General features: G+C 62.9%; 14 protein-coding genes. 7 read left to right on the top strand and 7 right to left on the bottom strand.

From position 1 onward, the window contains the following. Window positions 1-104: 104 nt before the first annotated feature. From AC5E6W_RS19440 to AC5E6W_RS19415, 6 genes are all read left to right on the top strand, one after another. On the top strand, window positions 105-941 hold the full coding sequence (locus tag AC5E6W_RS19440) for a biotin--[acetyl-CoA-carboxylase] ligase (protein WP_491753994.1): 837 nt from the start codon (window positions 105-107) through the stop codon (window positions 939-941). A 45-nt stretch (window positions 942-986) separates the two neighbouring features. Next, on the top strand, window positions 987-1,787 hold the full coding sequence (locus AC5E6W_RS19435; protein ID WP_491753993.1) for a type III pantothenate kinase: 801 nt from the start codon (window positions 987-989) through the stop codon (window positions 1,785-1,787). A 78-nt stretch (window positions 1,788-1,865) separates the two neighbouring features. Beyond that, window positions 1,866-2,579: a hypothetical protein gene (locus tag AC5E6W_RS19430; protein ID WP_491753992.1), complete on the top strand. Its 714-nt coding sequence runs from the start codon at window positions 1,866-1,868 to the stop codon at window positions 2,577-2,579. Then, a complete protein-coding gene (locus AC5E6W_RS19425) occupies window positions 2,576-3,757 on the top strand; it encodes a class I SAM-dependent RNA methyltransferase (RefSeq protein ID WP_491753991.1) in 1,182 nt (393 codons plus the stop codon). Before AC5E6W_RS19430 ends, AC5E6W_RS19425 begins: the two co-directional genes overlap by 4 nt. A 66-nt stretch (window positions 3,758-3,823) precedes the next feature. Further along, window positions 3,824-6,568: a ComEC/Rec2 family competence protein gene (locus AC5E6W_RS19420; RefSeq protein WP_491753990.1), complete on the top strand. Its 2,745-nt coding sequence runs from the start codon at window positions 3,824-3,826 to the stop codon at window positions 6,566-6,568. Between the two features lie 73 nt (window positions 6,569-6,641). Beyond that, window positions 6,642-6,950, top strand: coding sequence for a hypothetical protein (locus AC5E6W_RS19415; protein WP_491753989.1), 309 nt, complete (start codon window positions 6,642-6,644; stop codon window positions 6,948-6,950). 71 nt (window positions 6,951-7,021) lie between these two features. On the opposite strand, the gene AC5E6W_RS19410 is transcribed toward AC5E6W_RS19415, so the two are convergent. From AC5E6W_RS19410 to AC5E6W_RS19385, 6 genes are all read right to left on the bottom strand, one after another. Then, entirely contained in the window at window positions 7,022-10,864 is a 3,843-nt protein-coding gene (locus tag AC5E6W_RS19410) for a carboxypeptidase-like regulatory domain-containing protein (RefSeq protein WP_491753988.1), read from the bottom strand. Between the two features lie 426 nt (window positions 10,865-11,290). Further along, window positions 11,291-12,334 (bottom strand): glucokinase, encoded by a 1,044-nt coding sequence (glk, locus tag AC5E6W_RS19405; RefSeq protein ID WP_491754089.1) that lies wholly within the window; start codon window positions 12,332-12,334, stop codon window positions 11,291-11,293. Window positions 12,335-12,550: 216 nt separating this feature from the next. Continuing rightward, window positions 12,551-13,357 (bottom strand): 6-phosphogluconolactonase, encoded by an 807-nt coding sequence (gene pgl, locus AC5E6W_RS19400; RefSeq protein ID WP_491753987.1) that lies wholly within the window; start codon window positions 13,355-13,357, stop codon window positions 12,551-12,553. 177 nt (window positions 13,358-13,534) lie between these two features. Beyond that, entirely contained in the window at window positions 13,535-15,082 is a 1,548-nt protein-coding gene (zwf, locus tag AC5E6W_RS19395) for a glucose-6-phosphate dehydrogenase (RefSeq protein ID WP_491753986.1), read from the bottom strand. 134 nt (window positions 15,083-15,216) lie between these two features. Continuing rightward, complete coding sequence (gene gnd, locus AC5E6W_RS19390) at window positions 15,217-16,122, bottom strand: phosphogluconate dehydrogenase (NAD(+)-dependent, decarboxylating) (protein WP_491753985.1); 906 nt, start codon at window positions 16,120-16,122, stop codon at window positions 15,217-15,219. 157 nt (window positions 16,123-16,279) lie between these two features. After that, on the bottom strand, window positions 16,280-17,167 hold the full coding sequence (locus AC5E6W_RS19385; RefSeq protein WP_491753984.1) for an oxidoreductase: 888 nt from the start codon (window positions 17,165-17,167) through the stop codon (window positions 16,280-16,282). A gap of 109 nt (window positions 17,168-17,276) precedes the next feature. Here AC5E6W_RS19385 and AC5E6W_RS19380 point away from each other — a divergent pair, with 109 nt between their 5' ends. Further along, window positions 17,277-17,882 carry a YkgJ family cysteine cluster protein gene (locus AC5E6W_RS19380; protein ID WP_491753983.1) on the top strand — a complete coding sequence of 202 codons (606 nt, stop codon included), beginning with the start codon at window positions 17,277-17,279 and terminating at the stop codon, window positions 17,880-17,882. A gap of 31 nt (window positions 17,883-17,913) precedes the next feature. Here AC5E6W_RS19380 and rpiA read toward each other — a convergent pair whose 3' ends face one another. Continuing rightward, on the bottom strand, window positions 17,914-18,609 hold the full coding sequence (gene rpiA / locus AC5E6W_RS19375; RefSeq protein WP_491753982.1) for a ribose-5-phosphate isomerase RpiA: 696 nt from the start codon (window positions 18,607-18,609) through the stop codon (window positions 17,914-17,916).

The following is an 18,609-nucleotide window of genomic DNA, read 5'->3' as shown; positions in this document are numbered from 1 at the left end:
CGCTGAAGCGGCCCCGAGGTCGCCCTCTGTTGGATGCTGGCTTTGGCTGCGTAGCCGCACGGTGGTGCGGCACGACTCCTGCGTGCTGCCGTAGCATACGAAGGATGGCTGTATCGCGACAGAGCGAAGACCTGAATCCGGTAGCGCTCAATCGCGCGCTGGTGGGAACGCGCTTTGCCGGGCGTGTGCATCACTTCGCGCATATTGGCTCGACCAACACGGAGCTGCTGGAGGCTGCGGCCGAGGGTGCGGTGGAGGGCACAGTGTATCTTGCGGACGAGCAGACCGCGGGCCGCGGACGCGGAGGCCATGCGTGGCACTCGGCTCCCGGCGATGGGCTCTACGTGAGCGCGCTGGTGAAGCCCACGCTCGCATTACGCGATGCTTTGCTGCTGTCGCTGGCTACGGGACTCGCGGCGGCTAGCGCCATCGAACAGACCACAGGGCTCCGCATCGATCTGCGCTGGCCAAACGACCTTCTGCTGGCGTCGCGCGACGAGCATACGCGCAAGGTAGGCGGCATCCTTGTGGAGAGCGCGGTCGAGCCGGGCCCTGATCCTATGCTGCGCTATGCGGTGATTGGCGTGGGAATCAACGTGCACCATGCGGCGTTCCCTGCCGAGCTCGCAGCGCTCGCCACCTCGCTGGCGCTGGAGATGGAGGGTCCTGTGTCCCGCAGCGCGCTTGCGATTGCGCTGCTGCGTGGCGTGGACCTGGAGCTGACTCGGTTGGAGCAGGGTGAGGCGAAGGAAAAACTTCTGGCGCGCTTCAGCGAGCGCTCGACATGGGCACGAGGCAGATACGTCAGTGTGCCGGAGCAGGGCGGCTATACTGGCGTAACCGCTGGGCTGGATGGGCATGGCTATCTGCAGGTCGACTGTGATGACGGCATGCGCCGCATTGTGCGGTCGGGCGGAGTTCGCGAGCGCGATAAACCCTGACTGCTTGTTGACAGCCCAAAAGAGCGCGACTAAGGGAAGAGACACATGCTGCTGGCCATCAATGTTGGCAACACGAATACGGTGCTGGGACTCTTTCATCCCGCGGAGGCAGGCAAGATGCCTGAACTGGCCGCGGACTGGAGGGTGAGCACACCTTACGGTCAGACGTCCGATGAGCTTGGCCTGCTGTTCCGCACGCTGTTCACAACACGCGGTCTGAAGACGGAGGACGTCGGGGGCATCGTGGTCGCGTCAGTCGTGCCGCCGCTGGACTCTGCGATGCGCCAGGCGACGGAGGCGATCTTCCGCATGCGGCCACTGTTCATCGAGCCCGGCATCAAGACGGGACTGCCTATCCTGGTCGATTCGCCGAGCGAAGTGGGAGCAGACCGGATCGTGAACTGCGCGGCGGCGTTCGAGAAGTACGGCGGGCCCGCGATTGTGGTGGACATCGGCACGGCTACCAATTTCGATGTGGTCTCGCGCAAGGGCGAATTTCTTGGCGGAGCGATTGCTCCGGGGCTAGGCATCTCGGCCGATGCGCTGTTTGCACGCGCGGCGCGGCTAGCGCGCGTGGAGATACGCAAGCCGCCGAAGATCATTGGCACCAATACGACGGACAACCTGCAGATCGGGCTGTACTACGGTCACATCGGCATGATCGACGGGATCCTCGAACGCATGATCGCAGAGCTTGGTCCGGATGCCAAGACGGTGGCCACGGGCGGGTACGCGACGCTGCTGTGCCCCGACAGTAAGTTCATCCAGAACGTGGATCCGACGCTGACGCTTACCGGGCTGCGGCTGATCTACGAGCGCAATCAGGACCGGCACAGAAGAAAGTAACGAAGAGACTAGATGCGAGAGGCGAGATGCGAGGTACGGCTCACTCGCGCTTCGCATCTGGCACTTGTATCTCCTCCTATGAACTACTTTGAATATTTTAGCGAGATCGAAGAGCGCTTCAGCCGCAGGCGAGGTTCGATCCTGCTGCTCTCAACGCTGGACTGGGCGCTGATCGAGACATGGCGTGAAGCGGGCGTTCCTCTGGAGGCTGTGCTGCGCGGCATCGACAATGCGTTTGACAAGTACGATGAGCGAGCGCTGCGCGGCGGGACACGTGCGCGCAAGGTGAATGGCCTGGCATGGTGTGCGCAGGCGGTGCTCGATGCCGCTGAGGAGCTTGTTGAGTCGTCGACGGGCGTGCCTGCGCAGCGGCCACAGCATGAGCAAGAATCGGGCTTCGAAGCAGAACGAGTTGCGCGCTATCTCGAGGCGACCGCGCGGCAGCTTGAGGCTGCGACGACGGGAGAATGGAGCGCGAAGGTCCACGAGACGGCACAACGTTTGCGTGAGCTCGCTGGCTCGCTGCGGCTCGATCCTTCACAGCGGCTCGAAGATCTCGATCGCACGCTTACGGTTCTTGAGGAGCAGTTGCTCCTGGCATTGCAGAGCTCCGCGAGCGAAGCGGAGCTGGTCGCGCTGCGTGAGCAGGCGGATCGCGAGTTAGCGCCGTATCGCTCGCGCATGTCCGGGGTGCAGTTGAAACAGGTGCAGCAGCAGTTCCTGCATAAGCGCCTCCTCGAGATGCGGATGCTGCCACGGCTGAGCCTCTTCTATATGGGAGTGGGCGAGTGATCGATCTCACGCGCATCCTCGACACACCCGCGGAGATTGATGCTCGCTGCCCTCACTTCGGCGCCTGCGGAGGCTGCCAGCTGCAGCATCTGCGCTACGAGACGCAGGTCGAGCACAAGCAGGCTGCGCTGGAGGCTCTGTTTGCGGACGCGGGTCTGCGCGATCTTCCATCAATCACAGCGCATGCGGCCGAGCCATGGCACTATCGCAACCGCATTCGCCTTCGCATTGAGCGTGTGGACGGTGAGCTTCGCTTCGGTTATAGCCGCCGCGCGAGCCATATCTTCCTGCCCATCGAGGAGTGCCCCATTGCAGCCGCGCCATTGTGGAGCAGGGCTTCCCTGCTGCTGGAACTCGCGCGAACTGACGCTGCGGCTACGACTCTGCTCGAGGCCAGCGCCGAGCTTGAGCTGTTCGCGAACCACGATCTCTCGCGTGTGCAGCTCACCTTTTTTGCGCGCAGTAAGCAGACGAGGTCCATGCCGCAGTTCGAGCGGGCGATCGTGAGTCTTCAGGCTGCGCTGGGCATCAACTTGCTCGACAACGCGGCCCTGGTCTACGCAGATCCGCAATCGGGTCGCATCCTGCGCACGCTCAGCGAGCATGGTGCGGAAGGCCTCGCGTATCGCGTAGGGGAGGAGAGTTACTGGATCACGCGTGGGGGCTTCTTCCAGGTAAATCGATTCCTGCTGGAGAGCCTCGTCGACCTTGTGACCATGGCTGATGGTGCACCACGCACGGGACCGCTGGCGTGGGACCTCTTCTCTGGTGTCGGGCTGTTCACCCGGGTGCTTGCGCGGCACTTCGAACGTGTCACGGCCGTCGAAGCCAACCCGATTGCGGTTGACGATCTTCGCCCTGCGCTCAAAAAGATCAGTCCTGCGAGCACCGCGGTAACGGCGACGACGGTCGACTTTCTTCGTCGCGCGGCAGTGGGCCGCGATCGTCCTTCTCTGGTGGTGCTCGATCCTCCCCGTGCAGGAGCGGGCGTGGAGGCTTGTTCGCTGCTCGCGAAGATTGCACCAGCGCAGATCGTGTATGTCTCATGTGATCCCGCGACGCTCGCGCGGGACCTTGCGGCGCTGGCTCCGAGCTACGCTGTCGAGGCGCTGCACATGGTCGATCTCTTCCCGCAGACCGTGCACGTTGAGAGCGTCGCCGTCCTGAGTCGGCGCTAAAGCACGCGCTGGCGTATGCTGGCGTCACGCAACACACATCCTGATTGTTGTTTGGTAGCGCTCCCCATGCAGAGCAATGGTGCTGCCCGCCCCTGGATTGTCCCGCCGTCTCCTGTTGAGCCGCTGACGTTTCGCCGCGTGCCTATGCTTACCGCCGCGATCGCATTCGCTGCGGGTGATGCGATGGCGCGGCAGTGGCATACGCCCGCGGCGCTGCTGGCGACCACAATGGCGCTGCTGCTACTCGCGCTGCTGTCTCTTCGCGTGTCCATGCGGTTGGCTTTGCTGCCGACGCTGGTCTTCTGGATCGCTATTGGATGCTGGTGCGCACAGCTTGAGCCACCAGCCGGGCCGCAGATGGCGCTCGCGCCGTATGCGGATGGCTTGAGCCGCACGTTTCGTGTGCGCGTGCTGCGGATCCGGGAGTTGCATGCAACCGGCGCTGCAGATGGGGGCCATGCCGATGAAGGCCCGTGGATGATCGATGACGAGGCCTGGGAGAACGACACGCAGGCTCCCGTGCAGTCGCTCGATCTCGATGTACTGGCAGCGGAGGATGTAACGCCGAATGCTTCAACGATGAGGCCTGCACATGGAGGCATTCGCGTCACGATCACTGGGCCTCCGCTTGCTGTGCACTGCGGCGATACGCTCGAGTTGCCGCTGAGGTTGCGACAGCCTGACGTGTACCGTGATCCCGGTGCGTTCTCCTATGCGGATGCGTTGCTCGCTGAGGGCATTGGGTATCTCGCGTCGGGCACGGCTGAGAGTGCGATGCGTCTTCCGGAGAGCGCGCCAGGGATGCGCTGCCGGCTGTATGCAGCGCAGGCGTGGGCGTCGTCGCGAATCGCGAGCTTTCCTGGTACGAGGACCGACCGCCTTCTTCCACGCGCTGTTCGGCTCAGCACGGAGGATGCGGCGCTGCTCAACGCGATGCTGTTTGGCGACCGGTCGGAGCTGACGCAGGCGCTGCGCGTGGGCTTCGAGCGGACGGGCACGTTCCATCTCTTCGTCGTCTCAGGTATGCATGTGGCGTTGCTGGCGGCGGGACTTTACTGGGTGATGCGACGCATGCGCGTCCCACTGTTCTTGGCATTGCCTATCACGCTCTCCTTGACGTTCGCTTACACCTTGCTCACAGGGTTTGGTGTGCCGGCTCAACGGGCGCTCTGGATGACTGCGTGCGTGCTGCTGGCCCGTGGCCTGTGGCGTCGTGCGTCGCCCTTGAATGCGCTTGGCTTCGCTGCGGTTGTCGTGCTTGCGCTGAGCCCGCGTGCCCTCTTCGAGAGCGGCTTCCAGATGACGTTTCTGGTGCTGCTGGCGATCGCAGGCGTGGCAGCCCCGCTGGATCAGCGGCTGTTCTTCCGGTTCGCGCGCTCGATCGGGCGGCTCGATGAAACTAGACTGGATGCTTTTCTTCCGCCGTGTGAGTCTCAGCGTCGCGTGCGGTTGCGCATGGTCTGCGGCCTGGTTGCGGACCTGCTTCATCCGCGGCTGCGAACTCTTCCCGTGTGGCTGCTGCGAGGAACGTTGCGGATGATGGAGCTGGTGCTCTTCGGCATGATCACCGAGGCCGTGATGATGTTGCCGATGGCGATCTACTTCCATCGAGCTACGCTGCTTGCGCTGCCTGCGAATGTCTTCGTCGTGCCGCTGGTTGGAGGTTTGCTGGCAGTGGCGTTGGTGTTCTTCGTTTGCCTAATCGTCAGTCCCTGGGTTGCGCTGCTTCCAGCCGCTTTTGCCGCGGGGCTGCTGCACTTGATCGAACTCCCGCTCGCACACCTCAACCACAGTCCGCTTGCGGATGTGCGCATTCCTGCGCCTGATCCGCTGGCGGTGGCATGTGCGGGATTGCTGCTGGCCTTCGGATGCTGGGCTCTGCGTCGCTCACGCGCAGCGATGAACGCGGGTGGGCTGGTTGCGGTGCTGCTTCTTCCCGTGCTCACACTGTGGCCGGCGCGGGCGCTGGTGCACCCCGGGTTGCTGGAGCTGACGGCCATCGACGTGGGACAGGGAGACAGCCTGCTGATGGTCTCTCCTACAGGCCATACGCTGCTGCTGGATGCCGGTGGCCCGAGCGGATTCGCGGCGCTTGTGCGGTCGAACCAGCGGCCTACCGATCGTTGGGATGTTGGCGAGAGCGTGGTTGCGCCATACCTCTGGTCACGGCAGATTCGGCATCTCGATGTTGTAGCTATCTCGCATGCGCATTCGGACCACATCGGAGGCATGGCAGCGATCCTGCGGGATTTCCATCCGCGCGAGTTGTGGCTCTCCATCGAGCCGGGCGATTCGGCTGCGCTGCGGGCGCTGCTTGATCAAGCGCGGGCACAGCACATGGTCATCCGGCATCTCGCTGCGCCGCAGCGCTTCGATTGGGACGGCCTGGCGCTTGAGGTGCTCGCACCCGAAGCGACGTATGCCAATGCGGGCACACCTGTGAACAATGATTCGCTCGTGCTGCGCGTGGGCTTTGGGCAGGCGAGCGTGCTGCTGGAAGGCGATGCCGAGGCGCAGAGCGAACAGGCGATGATTGCCAATGGGCGCGTGGAGACTTCGACGCTGCTGAAGGCGGGCCATCATGGCAGCCTTACGTCGACCGGGCAGGCGTTTCTCGACGCGGTGCAGCCGCGGGATGCGGTCATCAGCGTGGGGCGGAGCAACACGTACGGTCACCCGCGCGAGGAGATCCTGCAGCGGTTGGAAGCGGGCCACGTACGGACCTTCCGCACGGACCGGGGCGGAGCGGAGACCTTTCTGCTGGGGAGCGACGGCAGCATCGTCGCACGCAATGGAGCATCTTATCCGTAGGCCGCCGCGAAGCATGGCTGCCTCCACGCCCGCGCATTCTGTCGGCGCGCGTGTCCCGCACCAAGGAGCTGCGATGATTGATTCCACCCCACAGGCCCCGCAAACAAATTCATCCACGGAGAGCGCGACTCCACGCCGTGCGCCTCTTACGCCCGAAGAACAGGAAGAGGCGCGGTTGCTGCGCCGGCTCCAGTTCATGATGACGCTGACGCTGCAGACCATCGCGCAGTCGCACGATCTCAGCATCGACGAAGCGTCGCAGATGATTGCCGATGCGCGTGCGGCTGCACTGGCCATGTTCCCGGGCAAGGAGTTGGCCTACGATTTGATATGGCGGCCACGCTTTCAGCGGTTGATGCGCGAGCGATATCGCATCATGTAGCCCTTGTTCCATCTGCGCAAGAGGAAAGGCCACTCCGTGGGAGTGGCCTTTTTCATCGGGTTGGGTTGACGTTAGAAGTTGATGCGGGCGGAGAACTGCGCAGCCTTACGCTGCGGATTCGCGGTGTTCGTGGTCAATGTGCCAAACGACGAGTTGCCGTACGCCGTGCTCGCCAACGCCCAGAAGGTGTGATTCGTCACGTTGTACCACTCGGCGCGGAAGTCCAGCGAGGAGTGTTCGAAGTGCAGCGGGAAGGTGCGGACCAGGGAGAGATCGAGGTCAATGTCTCCAGGGCCGTACAGGTTATAGGGAGCCGCGCGTGGCGTGTTGCCGAAGGTGTAGCTCGGCGGCGTTGCGAAGGCTGTGCTGTCGATGAACTTTACGGTTGTGTAGTTCGTCCTCGTAACCCCCGAGCCGTACTTGCCATTCAGGCGCGGGTTGCCGCCGGTGTAAGCGGGATTGTACATCGGCTCGCAGGTGGACTGCGCGGGGTTGGTATTGCAGCTTGACTGGGTAACCAGCAGCGGCGAACCCGTGAAGGCCTGGAAGATCTCTGACAGCTTGAAGCCGCCGAGGACATTCCGTTCCCATGCATGATCGGCCAGAATCCTCTTGCCGAAGGGCAGCTCGTACACACCGGTCAGCACCACGTGATGCTTCTGGTTGGTGGTGGAGACGGTGCGCTCGATGCGGTCCGGAGCCCACGACACGTTCGGCTCATTGGCGATGGTTCCCGCGGGAATGGTATAGCCGGTGCGAAAGGTGCCGCCGTCGTCGATGGTGTGCGACCAGGTGTAGTTGGCCATGAACGATAGGCCATGCTGCGGACGCATGTTGGCCTGTAGTTGCAAAGCGTTGTAGTTCGAGTTGCCGACGTAGCCGAAGGTATCGCTAACGCCCTGGAACGGGAACGGCTTGAGGGCGGTCGCCAGCGACTGACCGGTATTGAAGCCGGCTGGGCAGGGCAGCGAATAGGTCGTGCAGTCGGCGGTGAGGGCAGTACCGGTGTCGGACAGGTGCTGGCCCAGGTAGAGATACTTCGGATCGAGCTGGTCCGCATAGTAGCCGCGTGGGTTACCGCCGTCGGTCGGCAGGAAGTGGCCCTGCGAACCGACATAGGTCATCGTGGTGGCGATGGCCTGCGTCCACTGGTGCTGCATGCCAAAGGTGTAGTTGATGTACTCCGGAGCACGCGCGCCGAGGTACGGGTCGGTGTAGCCCATGCTCTGCGGCGTGCTTGTATAACCCGCGGTGGTCGTATAACCGGTGCCGTAGGCGTTGCCCGAAGCAGTTCCTGTGGGCGACACGTAAGTGGGAAGGATATAGCCCGAGGCTGCAGTCAACGGCGCCGTGCTGAGGTCCGAGCCATTGGCTGAGGCCGAGAGACCGCCAGAGAATCCAAGGGTGCCGAGGCTGCTGGCCGAACCACCGACTGCACCACCGTGAGTGAACATCACGCCATAGCTGGCGCGCAGGACGGTGTTCTGATCCAGCTGATACGCCGCACCGAGACGCGGGCCGAAGTTCTTGTACCACTTCTGGACCGGCGTATCGCAATTGCAGGTGTTCGGGCCGTAGCCGGTGAAGACCAGAGCTCCGGGCAGGTTGGTGATCGGGTTGGTTGTCGTAGGTGAGAAGAAGCTGCCCGCGTCGTGAACCTCGCGCAGCGAGGGGAAGTAATCCCAACGCACACCGAGGTCGAGGGTTAGTTTGCTGCTGACCTTCCAGTTGTCCTGCACATACGGAGAGATGGGACGGAAGCGAGCGCCGAAGACCTGCTGCAGATACTGAGTGAAGCTAGCCTTGTCGATCTGACCGATGAGGAAGCTGGCGTAAGACTGCCCGGAGCCCGTCTGAACGGTGTAGGAATTGTTCAGGCCGCCGGTCTCGGTTTGGGCTGTGGCCAGCGTGAGGTCGGTGGAACCGCCAGTAGCGTTATTCACGTTGTAAAGCAGCCACGCGATCTGCGCGCCGAAGGTGAAGTTATGACGTCCTTTCACCCACTGCGCGGTGTCAACCAAGGTGTAGTTCTGAGCGATGGTGACACCGGGTGACGTTCCGGCCCACTGCGTGGCAGGATTGGTACCGGCGAACGTGGTGATGGGGAAGGCCTGCGCCGCGGCTCCTGGCGGGAGGCCGGGAGACGCCTCGCTGATACCCATCGCGGTAGCAGCGTAGGCCGGAGCTTGATCGGAATCGAAGGTCGGGCCGTTGTAGCGCGCGTAGCCATACTTCAACTGGTTGACGAGGTTGGGCGTGAAGGTGTGCTCCAGCTCGACGATGCCGACGGCGGTCTTCGGGGCATAGGCCTGGCCGTAGTTGTACGGAACCGGACCGACGTTGCGCCCGGTGGTCGTTTGGCCGACTGGGTTGGACGAGGCCTGGCGGCCGATGGCGCCAGTAAAGGTGATGTGATCCCTCTTGGTTGCGACCCAGTCGATGCGGTCTGTCGTGGACCAATTGACGAGGCCCGTCTTGTTCGGCGCGATGTAGTTATTCTGTAATTGAGTTCCTATCCCGCCCGGCATGAAGCTCTGCATCTTCAGGGCGACGGCAGAGAACTCGCTCGAGGGAATTACGTCGACGCCGGCAGTGCCGCCTGGTCCGAGGACAGGATTGCCAAACAGTCCGGGAGCTCCGCCATAAACATAGCCGTAGCGATAGCGGCAGGGGCTACCACCATTGTTTGCAGTGCACTGTGTCTGGGTATTCGGATCGTAGATGCCGATGGCAGGCGTGCAGTTCTTAGCGATCTGTCCGGCGGTACTCGTTACTGGCAGACCACTGCAGGTTGCGACAGATTGCAATTCCGATCCGCTGTTGGAATTGAGCACGGTCTGGAAGTTCCCAGCTTGCTGCGCCGCGGTCGGGAACGTGATTGCCGTGGGGGTTGAACTGGCGTAACGGAAGCCGTTGTAATTGCCGAAGAAGAAAACCTTGTCGCGCCAGTGACCGAAGGGGACCAGAGGACCACTGAGGTTGATGCCGAACTCATTGGAGTTTTCGATCGGCTTCTTGACCGCACCGGTGGCCGGGTTGGGAATGGCGCCGAAGAAGCCCCAGCTATCGAGCGCGGTGTTGCGGAAGAACTCGTAGATGGAACCGTGGAAGTCTCGGCCGCCCTGCTTGATGACGTAGTTCTGAATGCCCTGGCCTTCATACACGGCAGAGTAGCCGGAGGTCTGGAGCTGGAACTGATCGACTGCGTCGACCGAGATGGCGGTCCACACGTAGCGGGGATCGCCGTTGCCGCCGGCGCGCACAAACGCTACGCCGTCGACGTACACATCCGAGACTGCACCCTTGGAGCCGGAACCATTGACGATACCAGTGTTGGTGGTCGGGTTGCCGCTGGTGTTGTTGCCCTGCACGCCGGGCATGAGGAACGCGAAGTCGGTCGCGCGGCGCTGGTCGGCCTGGCCGTAGGCTCCCATCTCGATGGGCAGCGCGGAGTACATCTCGTTCTCCATCGTTGCGCCAAGGGTAGCGTTGGTTGTCTCCAGCTGTGGAGGGATGGTGTCGACGGTGACGGAGACGTCCGTTCCGCCGACGGTGAGCTTGGGGCTCAGAGACTGGGTCTCGAGGGCGTTTACGGTGACGTTCTTCTGGGTCAGGCGCTCAAATCCCTGGGCTACGACGGTCACAGTGTATTCGCCGGGATCGAGAGAGACCGAGAAGTCGCCGGCCGATGTGCTGGTCGCAGTGGTAGAGACGCCGTTGGCGACGTTGGTGACGGTGATCGTGGCTCCCGGGACGGAAGCGCCGGTGGGGTCGAGTACAGTACCGGAGATCGCGCCTTTGCCGGCGAGTTGCGCCAGCGCGGGGCCGCCCAGGATGAGCAGCAGCGCGAAGAACAGCGCAACCGTATGGCGCAGGGTCACGGCAGGTTTTTTGTAGAGAGATCGGAAGGTCATTGGGCTCCTCAGAAAAAGTCGCAGACATGCGTGAACCGCCTGGACGGCGTGATTGCCGTTCTCGTTGCGGGCACCTGGTTCTGCGACTCGAAAGCCTCTACCCAATGCGCGACAGCTGTCAAGCTAAACTGCCAGCCAGTCATACAGAAGGTTCAGAGCGGGACTCGGGGCTGTCTCGTAACTTACAGATTTATTTAGACTTAGGTTCTGTGTACAAATATTCACGATCCGCACTGACAGCCTTTAGGGATTAGCGCTAACTGTCAGACCGCAGGCTGGAGAACCGATATTCGGGCACGCCGCTTGTCAGACCGGGATACGCTGTGGGACCTGCTGAGGCTTACGGTCACATTCACGAATGCCAGCAGCGCAAAAGGAACAGGGGCCCGAAGGCCCCTGTCAGTCAGCTTGGCTGGCGTGCGCTCTCTAACTTGCCGTCGAAGCTGCTCGTTCGGAGTGTCCGCTGAGTTCGGCGGCTCTCGCCTCGGCGTATGCGGCCGCTCCCAAAAGGGCACAGGTGTCGTCGAGGATGATGCGCACCGGGATGGCATGGAGCAGCGGAGAGAGCCGGCCCTTGTCGAGGTACGCGGCGGTGAACTCGCCTTCCTGCATGGTCTTCATGATCTTGGGGGCGATGCCTCCGCCGAGGTAGATGCCTCCCATGGCGAGGAGCTTGAGTGCGACGTTGCCTGCCTCGGCACCGTAACTTGCGACGAACATGCGCAGCGTCTCGCGACAGATTTCGCTGGAGCCATCCTCGCCGCACTGGCCGATGACGGCGTTGGGATCTTCCTTCTCCATGCGCTCGCGGAGCCAGGCGGGCTCGTCCATCTTCTGGTCGTCGCGGAGGAAGGCGTAGATGTTCTTGATGCCGATGCCGGAGACGACGCGCTCGTAGCTGACGCGGCCGTTGAGGGTGCGCTGAAGGTAGCGCAGCAGGGCGATCTCGCGGTCGTTGCGCGGGGCATAATCGGCATGGCCGCCTTCGGTGGGCAGCGGATGATGGCGGCGCGACTTTGCGTCCCAGATGAGCAGGGCTTCGCCGAGGCCGGTGCCGGCAGAGACTACGGCGCGATGGCCGACGCCTGCGGGGTCGCCGGCGTAGAGAGTGAAGAGTGCCTCGGGTGCGAGTTCGGGGATGCCGAAGCCGTTGGCTTCGAGATCGTTGATGAGGAAGATGTGCTCGATGCCAAGGGATTTTGCGAGGAGGCGCTGATCGAGCTCCCACGGGAGGTTGGTGAGCTTGAGGCGGCCATCGCGGACGGGACCGGGCACGCCGAAGCAGGCCGCGACGACCTGGTCATGCTCCTTGCCGTCCTGCTGCGCGAAGAAGGCCTTGACCACATCGTCGAGGCAGCCGAATTCGCCGGCGGGAAACTTGTGGTCGCGCACGGGAACGAGCCTGCCGTCCGCAAAGTTGTACAACGCCAGGTGGACCTTGGTGCCGCCTACATCGCCTGCAAGAATCATGGAGCCTCGAGAGACAGTGAATAGTGAATAGTGAAGATCGCGGAGGTCGATGCGATGCACTTCACGAACCGGCGTCACCGCGCTCTTCACTTTACCCTGCGGTGCAATATGGAGTCGCTTCGCTACCCCAGCGGCTAAAGCCGCATCGGTCTGAGCCGGTTTTGTCACGGCTGAAGCCATGACCTGCCGTCCGTTCCCCTCGGTCGAAGTCCCAGATCAGATTTCGAGCGTGCCGACTTTGGGTTCGCCGTCGTTGAGCACCGTTGCTGCAGGTAGCTTGGCTGCGGCTTCTTCGTCGAGCAGGAAGAGCAGTTTGCCGTTGGATGGGCGGATGAGTTGCGAGGGCAGGCGTTCGACATCGCGCGGACCGGTAAGAACCTTGGCGAGGACGTCGGTCTTCTCATCGCCGGCGATTTCGAAGACGACCTCAGCACCCTGGTTGATGACGGGCGAGGTGAGCGTGATGCGCCAGGTGTCTTTCTCGGGTACGAAGTTGGCGACGCAGATGCGGCCGAGCTCGTTGATGGCGTCGGTGTGCGGGAAGAGCGAGGCCGTGTGGCCGTCGGGGCCCATGCCGAGCTCGATCATGTCGAAGTGCGGGGACTCTGCGCCTTCGAGCTTGAGGGCGTTGCGGATCGTGGCCTCGTAGCGCGAGGCGGCTTCCTCGGGATTGAGCTCGCCTTCCATGCGGAAGACGTTGGCCTCGGGGATGGAGACTTTGCTCAGCAGCAGGTCGCGACAGACACCGTAGTTGGAGTCGGGATGATCGGGTGGGACACAGCGTTCGTCGACCCAGAAGAGCTGGAGCTTGTCCCAGGGGACGGTGTTGACGAAGGGCTGCGAGGGGTCGGCGAGCAGCTTGAACATGGCCTGCGGGGTAGAGCCGCCGGAGATGGCTAGCCGCGCGATGCCGCGGGCGGCGACGGCCTGCTCGACCTTTTGCGCGAAACGCTTTGCGGCGGCAAGGGCCATGGATTCAGCATCGGGCCAGACTTCGTAGGTGACTTGGACGGGACGAGGCAAAGGACAGCTCCTGGAGTACAGCTCTTAGCTATTAGCTTCTAGCTCCTAGCTTTTAGTCTTGTCGGTATAGACAGAAGTGCCGCCCATCACAACGCCTCGCGATGAGCGGCCACTTTCATATCCGATGCACAAAGCCGTTAGCTAAAAGCTAGAGGCTAAGAGCTAACGGCTTCGCCGTTACAGCTTGCGCCACTTGCGACCATCGGCCTTGAGCATGGCATCTGCCATGACGGGGCCCCAGGTGCCGGCAGCATAGTTGGGGAAGTCCTTGACGGGATCCTTGGCCCAGGCCTGGAGGATGGGAGTCATAAGAGCCCAGGTAGCTTCGACACCATCGCGGTGAGCGAAGAGCGTACCGTCGCCGAGCATGGCGTCGAGCAGCAGACGCTCATAGCCGTTGGCCGAGCTGGCGCCGAAGGCATCCGCGTAGCTGAAGTTCATGTTCACCGAGCTCATGCTCATGTTCGGGCCAGGGACCTTGGCTGCGAAGCGCAACGCAATGCCTTCGTCCGGCTGGATGCGCATGGAGATGACGTTCGGCTTGATGCCTTCTCCACCCTTGCCCTGGGTGTCCTTGAAGAGCATGAGCGGCGGCTGCTTGAACTGGATGGTGATCTCGGTGACGCGCTTGGCCATGCGCTTGCCGGCGCGGATGTAGATGGGCACGCCCGCCCAGCGCCAGTTGTCGATCTCCACGCGAAGAGCAGCGTAGGTCTCGGTCTGGGAGCGGGGATGGACGCGGTCTTCCTGGCGATAGCCGACGACGGCCTTGCCATCGACGAGGCCGGGGCCGTACTGGCCGCGGACAGTGTCGGCGGGATGGATGGGCTTGATGGCGCGCCAGACCTTGACCTTTTCGGTGCGGACGGCGGCGGCGTCGAAGCTGGAGGGAGCTTCCATCGCGATGAAGCTGAGGACCTCCATCACGTGGTTCTGCACGACGTCACGCAGCGCGCCGGCCTGCTCGTAGAACGGGCCGCGGCCTTCGATGCCGATGGACTCGGCAGCGGTGATCTCGACGTGGTCGATGTAGTTGCGGTTCCAGACGGGTTCGAAGATGCCGTTGGCGAAGCGGAAGACGAGGATGTTCTGCACCGTCTCCTTGCCGAGGTAGTGATCGATGCGGAAGATCTGGCTTTCGTCGAAGACCTTGTTGACTTCATCGCTGAGTGCGCGGGCGGACTCGAGGTCATGGCCGAAGGGCTTCTCGATGACGGTGCGAACCCAGTGCTTCTCGCCCGCTACGGGCTTGTTCATGCCCTGCTTGCCGAGGAAGCCGATGATGTCGGAGAAGTACTCAGGCGCGACCGAGAGATAGAAGAGGCGATTGCCCTTGGTGTTGAACTGGGCGTCCATCTCTTCGAGCTTCTTCTTGAGGCCGGCATAGCCGCCCTCATCGTCGAAGTTCATCGCGAAGTACTGCACGCGCTCCATGAAGGGAGCGAGCTTGGGGTCGTTGGTCTCGACGCCGCCGCCCTTGATGATGCCGTCCTTCATGTCGTCGGCGAAGGTCCCGGTGAGGTCGCGGCGGGCGACACCCAGCACAGCGAAATCCGCAGGCAGGAATCCGGACTGATCGAGGTGATAGAGCGCGGGCAGGAGCTTGCGCTTGGTGAGGTCGCCCGAAGCGCCGAAGATTACCACCACGCACGGGTCGGGCCGGCGATCGAGATGCTGGCTGCGCTCGAGCGCCGCGGGGCTCACATTTACCTGGGTAGTTGCCATTTCGTTCTCCTTGAAACTCCTGAGAGGAAAGAGCCGAGATGCGAAAAACGAGATGCGATAGGAGCCTTAGCCCCGTTCGCACCTCGTTGGTCACACTGCACTCGCATCTCGCATCTCGTATCTCAAATCTGTTGCTAAGCCTTCTTGACGGCGTGACCGCCGAACTCATTGCGCATGACAGCGAGCATGCGGTCGGTGAAGTTGTTCTCTTCACGCGAACGCAGGCGGCGGATCAGCGATTCCGTAATCACCGGTGCGGAGACGTTCAGATCAATCGCCTCGTAGACCGTCCATCGGCCTTCGCCCGAGTCCGGGACATAGGCCTCGAGGCCATCGAGCTCCGGATTCTTCTTGAGCGCATCGGCTGTGAGGTCGAGCAGCCAGGAGCGGACGACCGAACCGTAGCGCCAGATCTCGGAGATCTGCGTGAGGTCGAGGCCGAGCACCTTCTTGGCCTTCATGATCGAGAAGCCCTCGGCATAGGACTGCATCATGCCGTACTCGATGCCGTTGTGAATCATCTTGACGAAGTGGCCGGAGCCCGAAGGACCGACGCGTCCCCAGCCCTTGTCGGGTGCGGGAGCGAGAGTTTCGAAGATGGGGCGCAGACGCTCGACGACATCCTCGTCGCCGCCGACCATCATCGAGTAGCCCTCGGTGATGCCCCAGATGCCGCCGGAGGTGCCGCAGTCCAGGAACTCGAATCCCTGCGGTTTCAGCTCGTCGTGGCGGCGCTGCGTGTCTTTGTAGTTGGAGTTGCCGCCGTCGATGAAGATGTCGCCCTGGGAGCACATGGGCTTCAGCTTCGCGATCGTTTCATCGACCGGATCGCCGGCCGGAACCATCACCCAGATCGCGCGAGGAGCCTGAAGGTTCTTGACCAGGTCCTCCAGCGTCGATACACCCACGGAGCCCGCGTCGTTGAGCCGCTTCACTGCATCGGCTGAAAAATCAAAGCCCACGACCTTATGGCCGGCGCGACGGAGACGCTCCGCCATATTGCCGCCCATCTTGCCGAGTCCGATTAGACCAAGTTCCATTTTCGCTTGTCCTCATGGCGCGAAGAACGCCACTTAAAGAGTAACCGCAATCGCAGTCAAACGGGGCCGTCCGGTCATCGGCAGAGGCCATGAAAACGCTGTCTTAACACAATTCCCTTCCCCGGTGCTTCGAGCAATCCTGCGGGTGCGGCGCGGGCTACTCAAAGTCGGTGGCAGCGCCAAAGGCTTCCCATGCGGCCAGCTCGGTGCTCAGGGCCTGGAGCTGGTTCTTCCAGCGCTGGATGGCGATCTTGCCAAGAACGAGATGCTTGGGCGGCTCTGTGGCGCTGACGGCGGCGACGATGGCCTCTACCGCCTTCTGCGGGTCGCCCGGCTGCCTGCCGGACTGAGTGCGGAGGTACTCGCGGGCCTTGCCTGCGGTGTCGCGGTAGTCATCGATCTCGACGGCGGCTTCCTGTCCGGAGCGGCCGAGGAAGTCGGTGCGGAAGGGGCCGGGCTCGACCACGGTGACGTGGACGCCGAGGGGCACCATCTCGCCCTGGAGCGCCTGGCTGAGGCCTTCGACGGCAAACTTGGTCGCGTTGTAATAGCCCCAGCCTGCGCTGCCGATGAGGCCGCCAATGGACGAGAGATTCACGATGCTGCCCGAGCGACGCGCGCGGAACTGCGGCAGCAGCGCCTTGGTCACGTGGATGAGCCCGAAGACGTTGGTCTCGAACATGGGGCCGAACTCGGCGTCGGAGACTTCTTCGATTGCGCCGTTGACGCCGTAGCCGGCGTTGTTTACCAGCACATCGATGTGGCCGAGCTTTGCGAGCGCGTTGCTGACGGCCGTCGCGATCTGGTCCGGCTTCGAGACATCCAGGGTCTCGGGGAAGATGTTGTCGGGGTACTTCGCGGCGAGATCGGCGAGGGTCTCCGGCTTGCGCGCTGTCGCGATGATCTTTGCGCCGAGGCCTGCGAGGTACTCCGTCAGCAGGCGGCCGAAGCCGGTGGATGCGCCGGTGATGAACCAGTGTTTGCCGCTCTGCGAGGCGGGATCGCCCGCCGGGGCTGCGTTCGGAGTGTTCTCCTCAAATGCCATGCCGTTAAAGACGTCCGTACCCCGGGCCGCGATGCAAGGTTCTGCGAAGACAAGCGTTCGCCGGCGTGTTTTGCAGTAGGCTGGCGCAGGAAGGTCCACCATTTCTGCTGTGACTGCGATCGCGCCCAATCCGCTCTTTCCGATGATCGACTCTGCTCTGGAGTCGGCTGTTGAACGCTCGGGCGCGTGGCTGGCCTGCCGGCCGGGCTGTCATCAATGCTGCGTCGGGGTCTTCCCGATCTCGCCGCTGGATGCGGCGGCGTTGCGCGACGGGCTTGCACTGTCTGCCGATGACGTTCGCGTGCGGATCCTGGCAAGGGCTGAAGCCAGCCGGGAGCGGCTCATTGCGATGGGTTTCCCAGGAGATGCTGCCACGGGTGAGCTCTTCACTGAGCGAGAGCATGAAGAGCTGTTTGAGGACTTCGGAAATGATGAGGTCTGTCCGGCGCTGGACCCTGTGGCAGGAACCTGCGACCTGTATGCCTATCGGCCGGTGCAGTGCAGGACGTTCGGGCCGCCGGTGCGAGACGACGAGGGTGCACTGACGGTGTGCGAGCTTTGCTTCGTCGATGCGCCGGAGGACGAGGTGGAACGCTGCGAGATGGACCAGAGCTGGCGGGGGCTGGAGCAGGAGCTGATCGAGGAGATCGATCCGGAGGATCGGCCTACGCTGGTGGCGTTCGCACTGCTATCGAGTGCAGCTCAGCGACCATGACGGCAAAGCAGGAATTCTGGAGGAATGGCGGCTAGCTTTCGAGTTCCTCGACGCCGTTGTCTCCGGCGATGAGGACCTTGGAGGCCATGCCGAGGAAGAGGCCGTGTTCGACGACGCCGACGATGGAGCGGATCTCGGCAGCGGTCTCTTCGGGATCTTCGATGACGCCGGCCTGGCAGTCGAGGATATAGTTCTGCTCGTCGGTGAGGACGGGGCCTGAGTCATCCTTCTTGATGCGGAGGACGGGATGGAGGCCGAGGTCGGCGAGGCGGCGCTCTACGAGGGGCCTGGCCATCTTGATGATCTCGACCGGCAGGGGGAACTTGCCGAGCTTGGGGACCATCTTGGACTGGTCGACGACGCAGACGAACTTGTGCGCGGCGCTGGCGACGATCTTCTCGCGCAGCAGGGCCGCGCCGCCGCCCTTGATGAGGTAGAACTCGCCGATGGGGCTGATGGCGACTTCGTCGGCGCCATCGATGTAGAGATCGAGCTCGGGGAGCTCTTCGAGCGTGACGACGTCCATGCCGAGCTCGCGGCCCAGCGCGGTGCTGGAGTCCGAGGAAGCGACGCAGCGGATCTTGAGGTCCTCGGCCTGCACGCGCGCGCCGAGCGCCTTGATGAAGGCGACCGACGTGGAGCCTGTGCCGAGCCCCACCCGCATGCCGCTTTCGACCAGCTCCGCGGCCCGCTTGCCTACCAGTGCCTTCGCTTCGTCCTGAGTCAT

Source organism: Bryocella sp. (assembly GCF_058498515.1).
The sequence above is the reverse complement of the archived record's forward strand: the minus strand, read 5'-3'. Positions and strand labels throughout refer to the sequence as shown.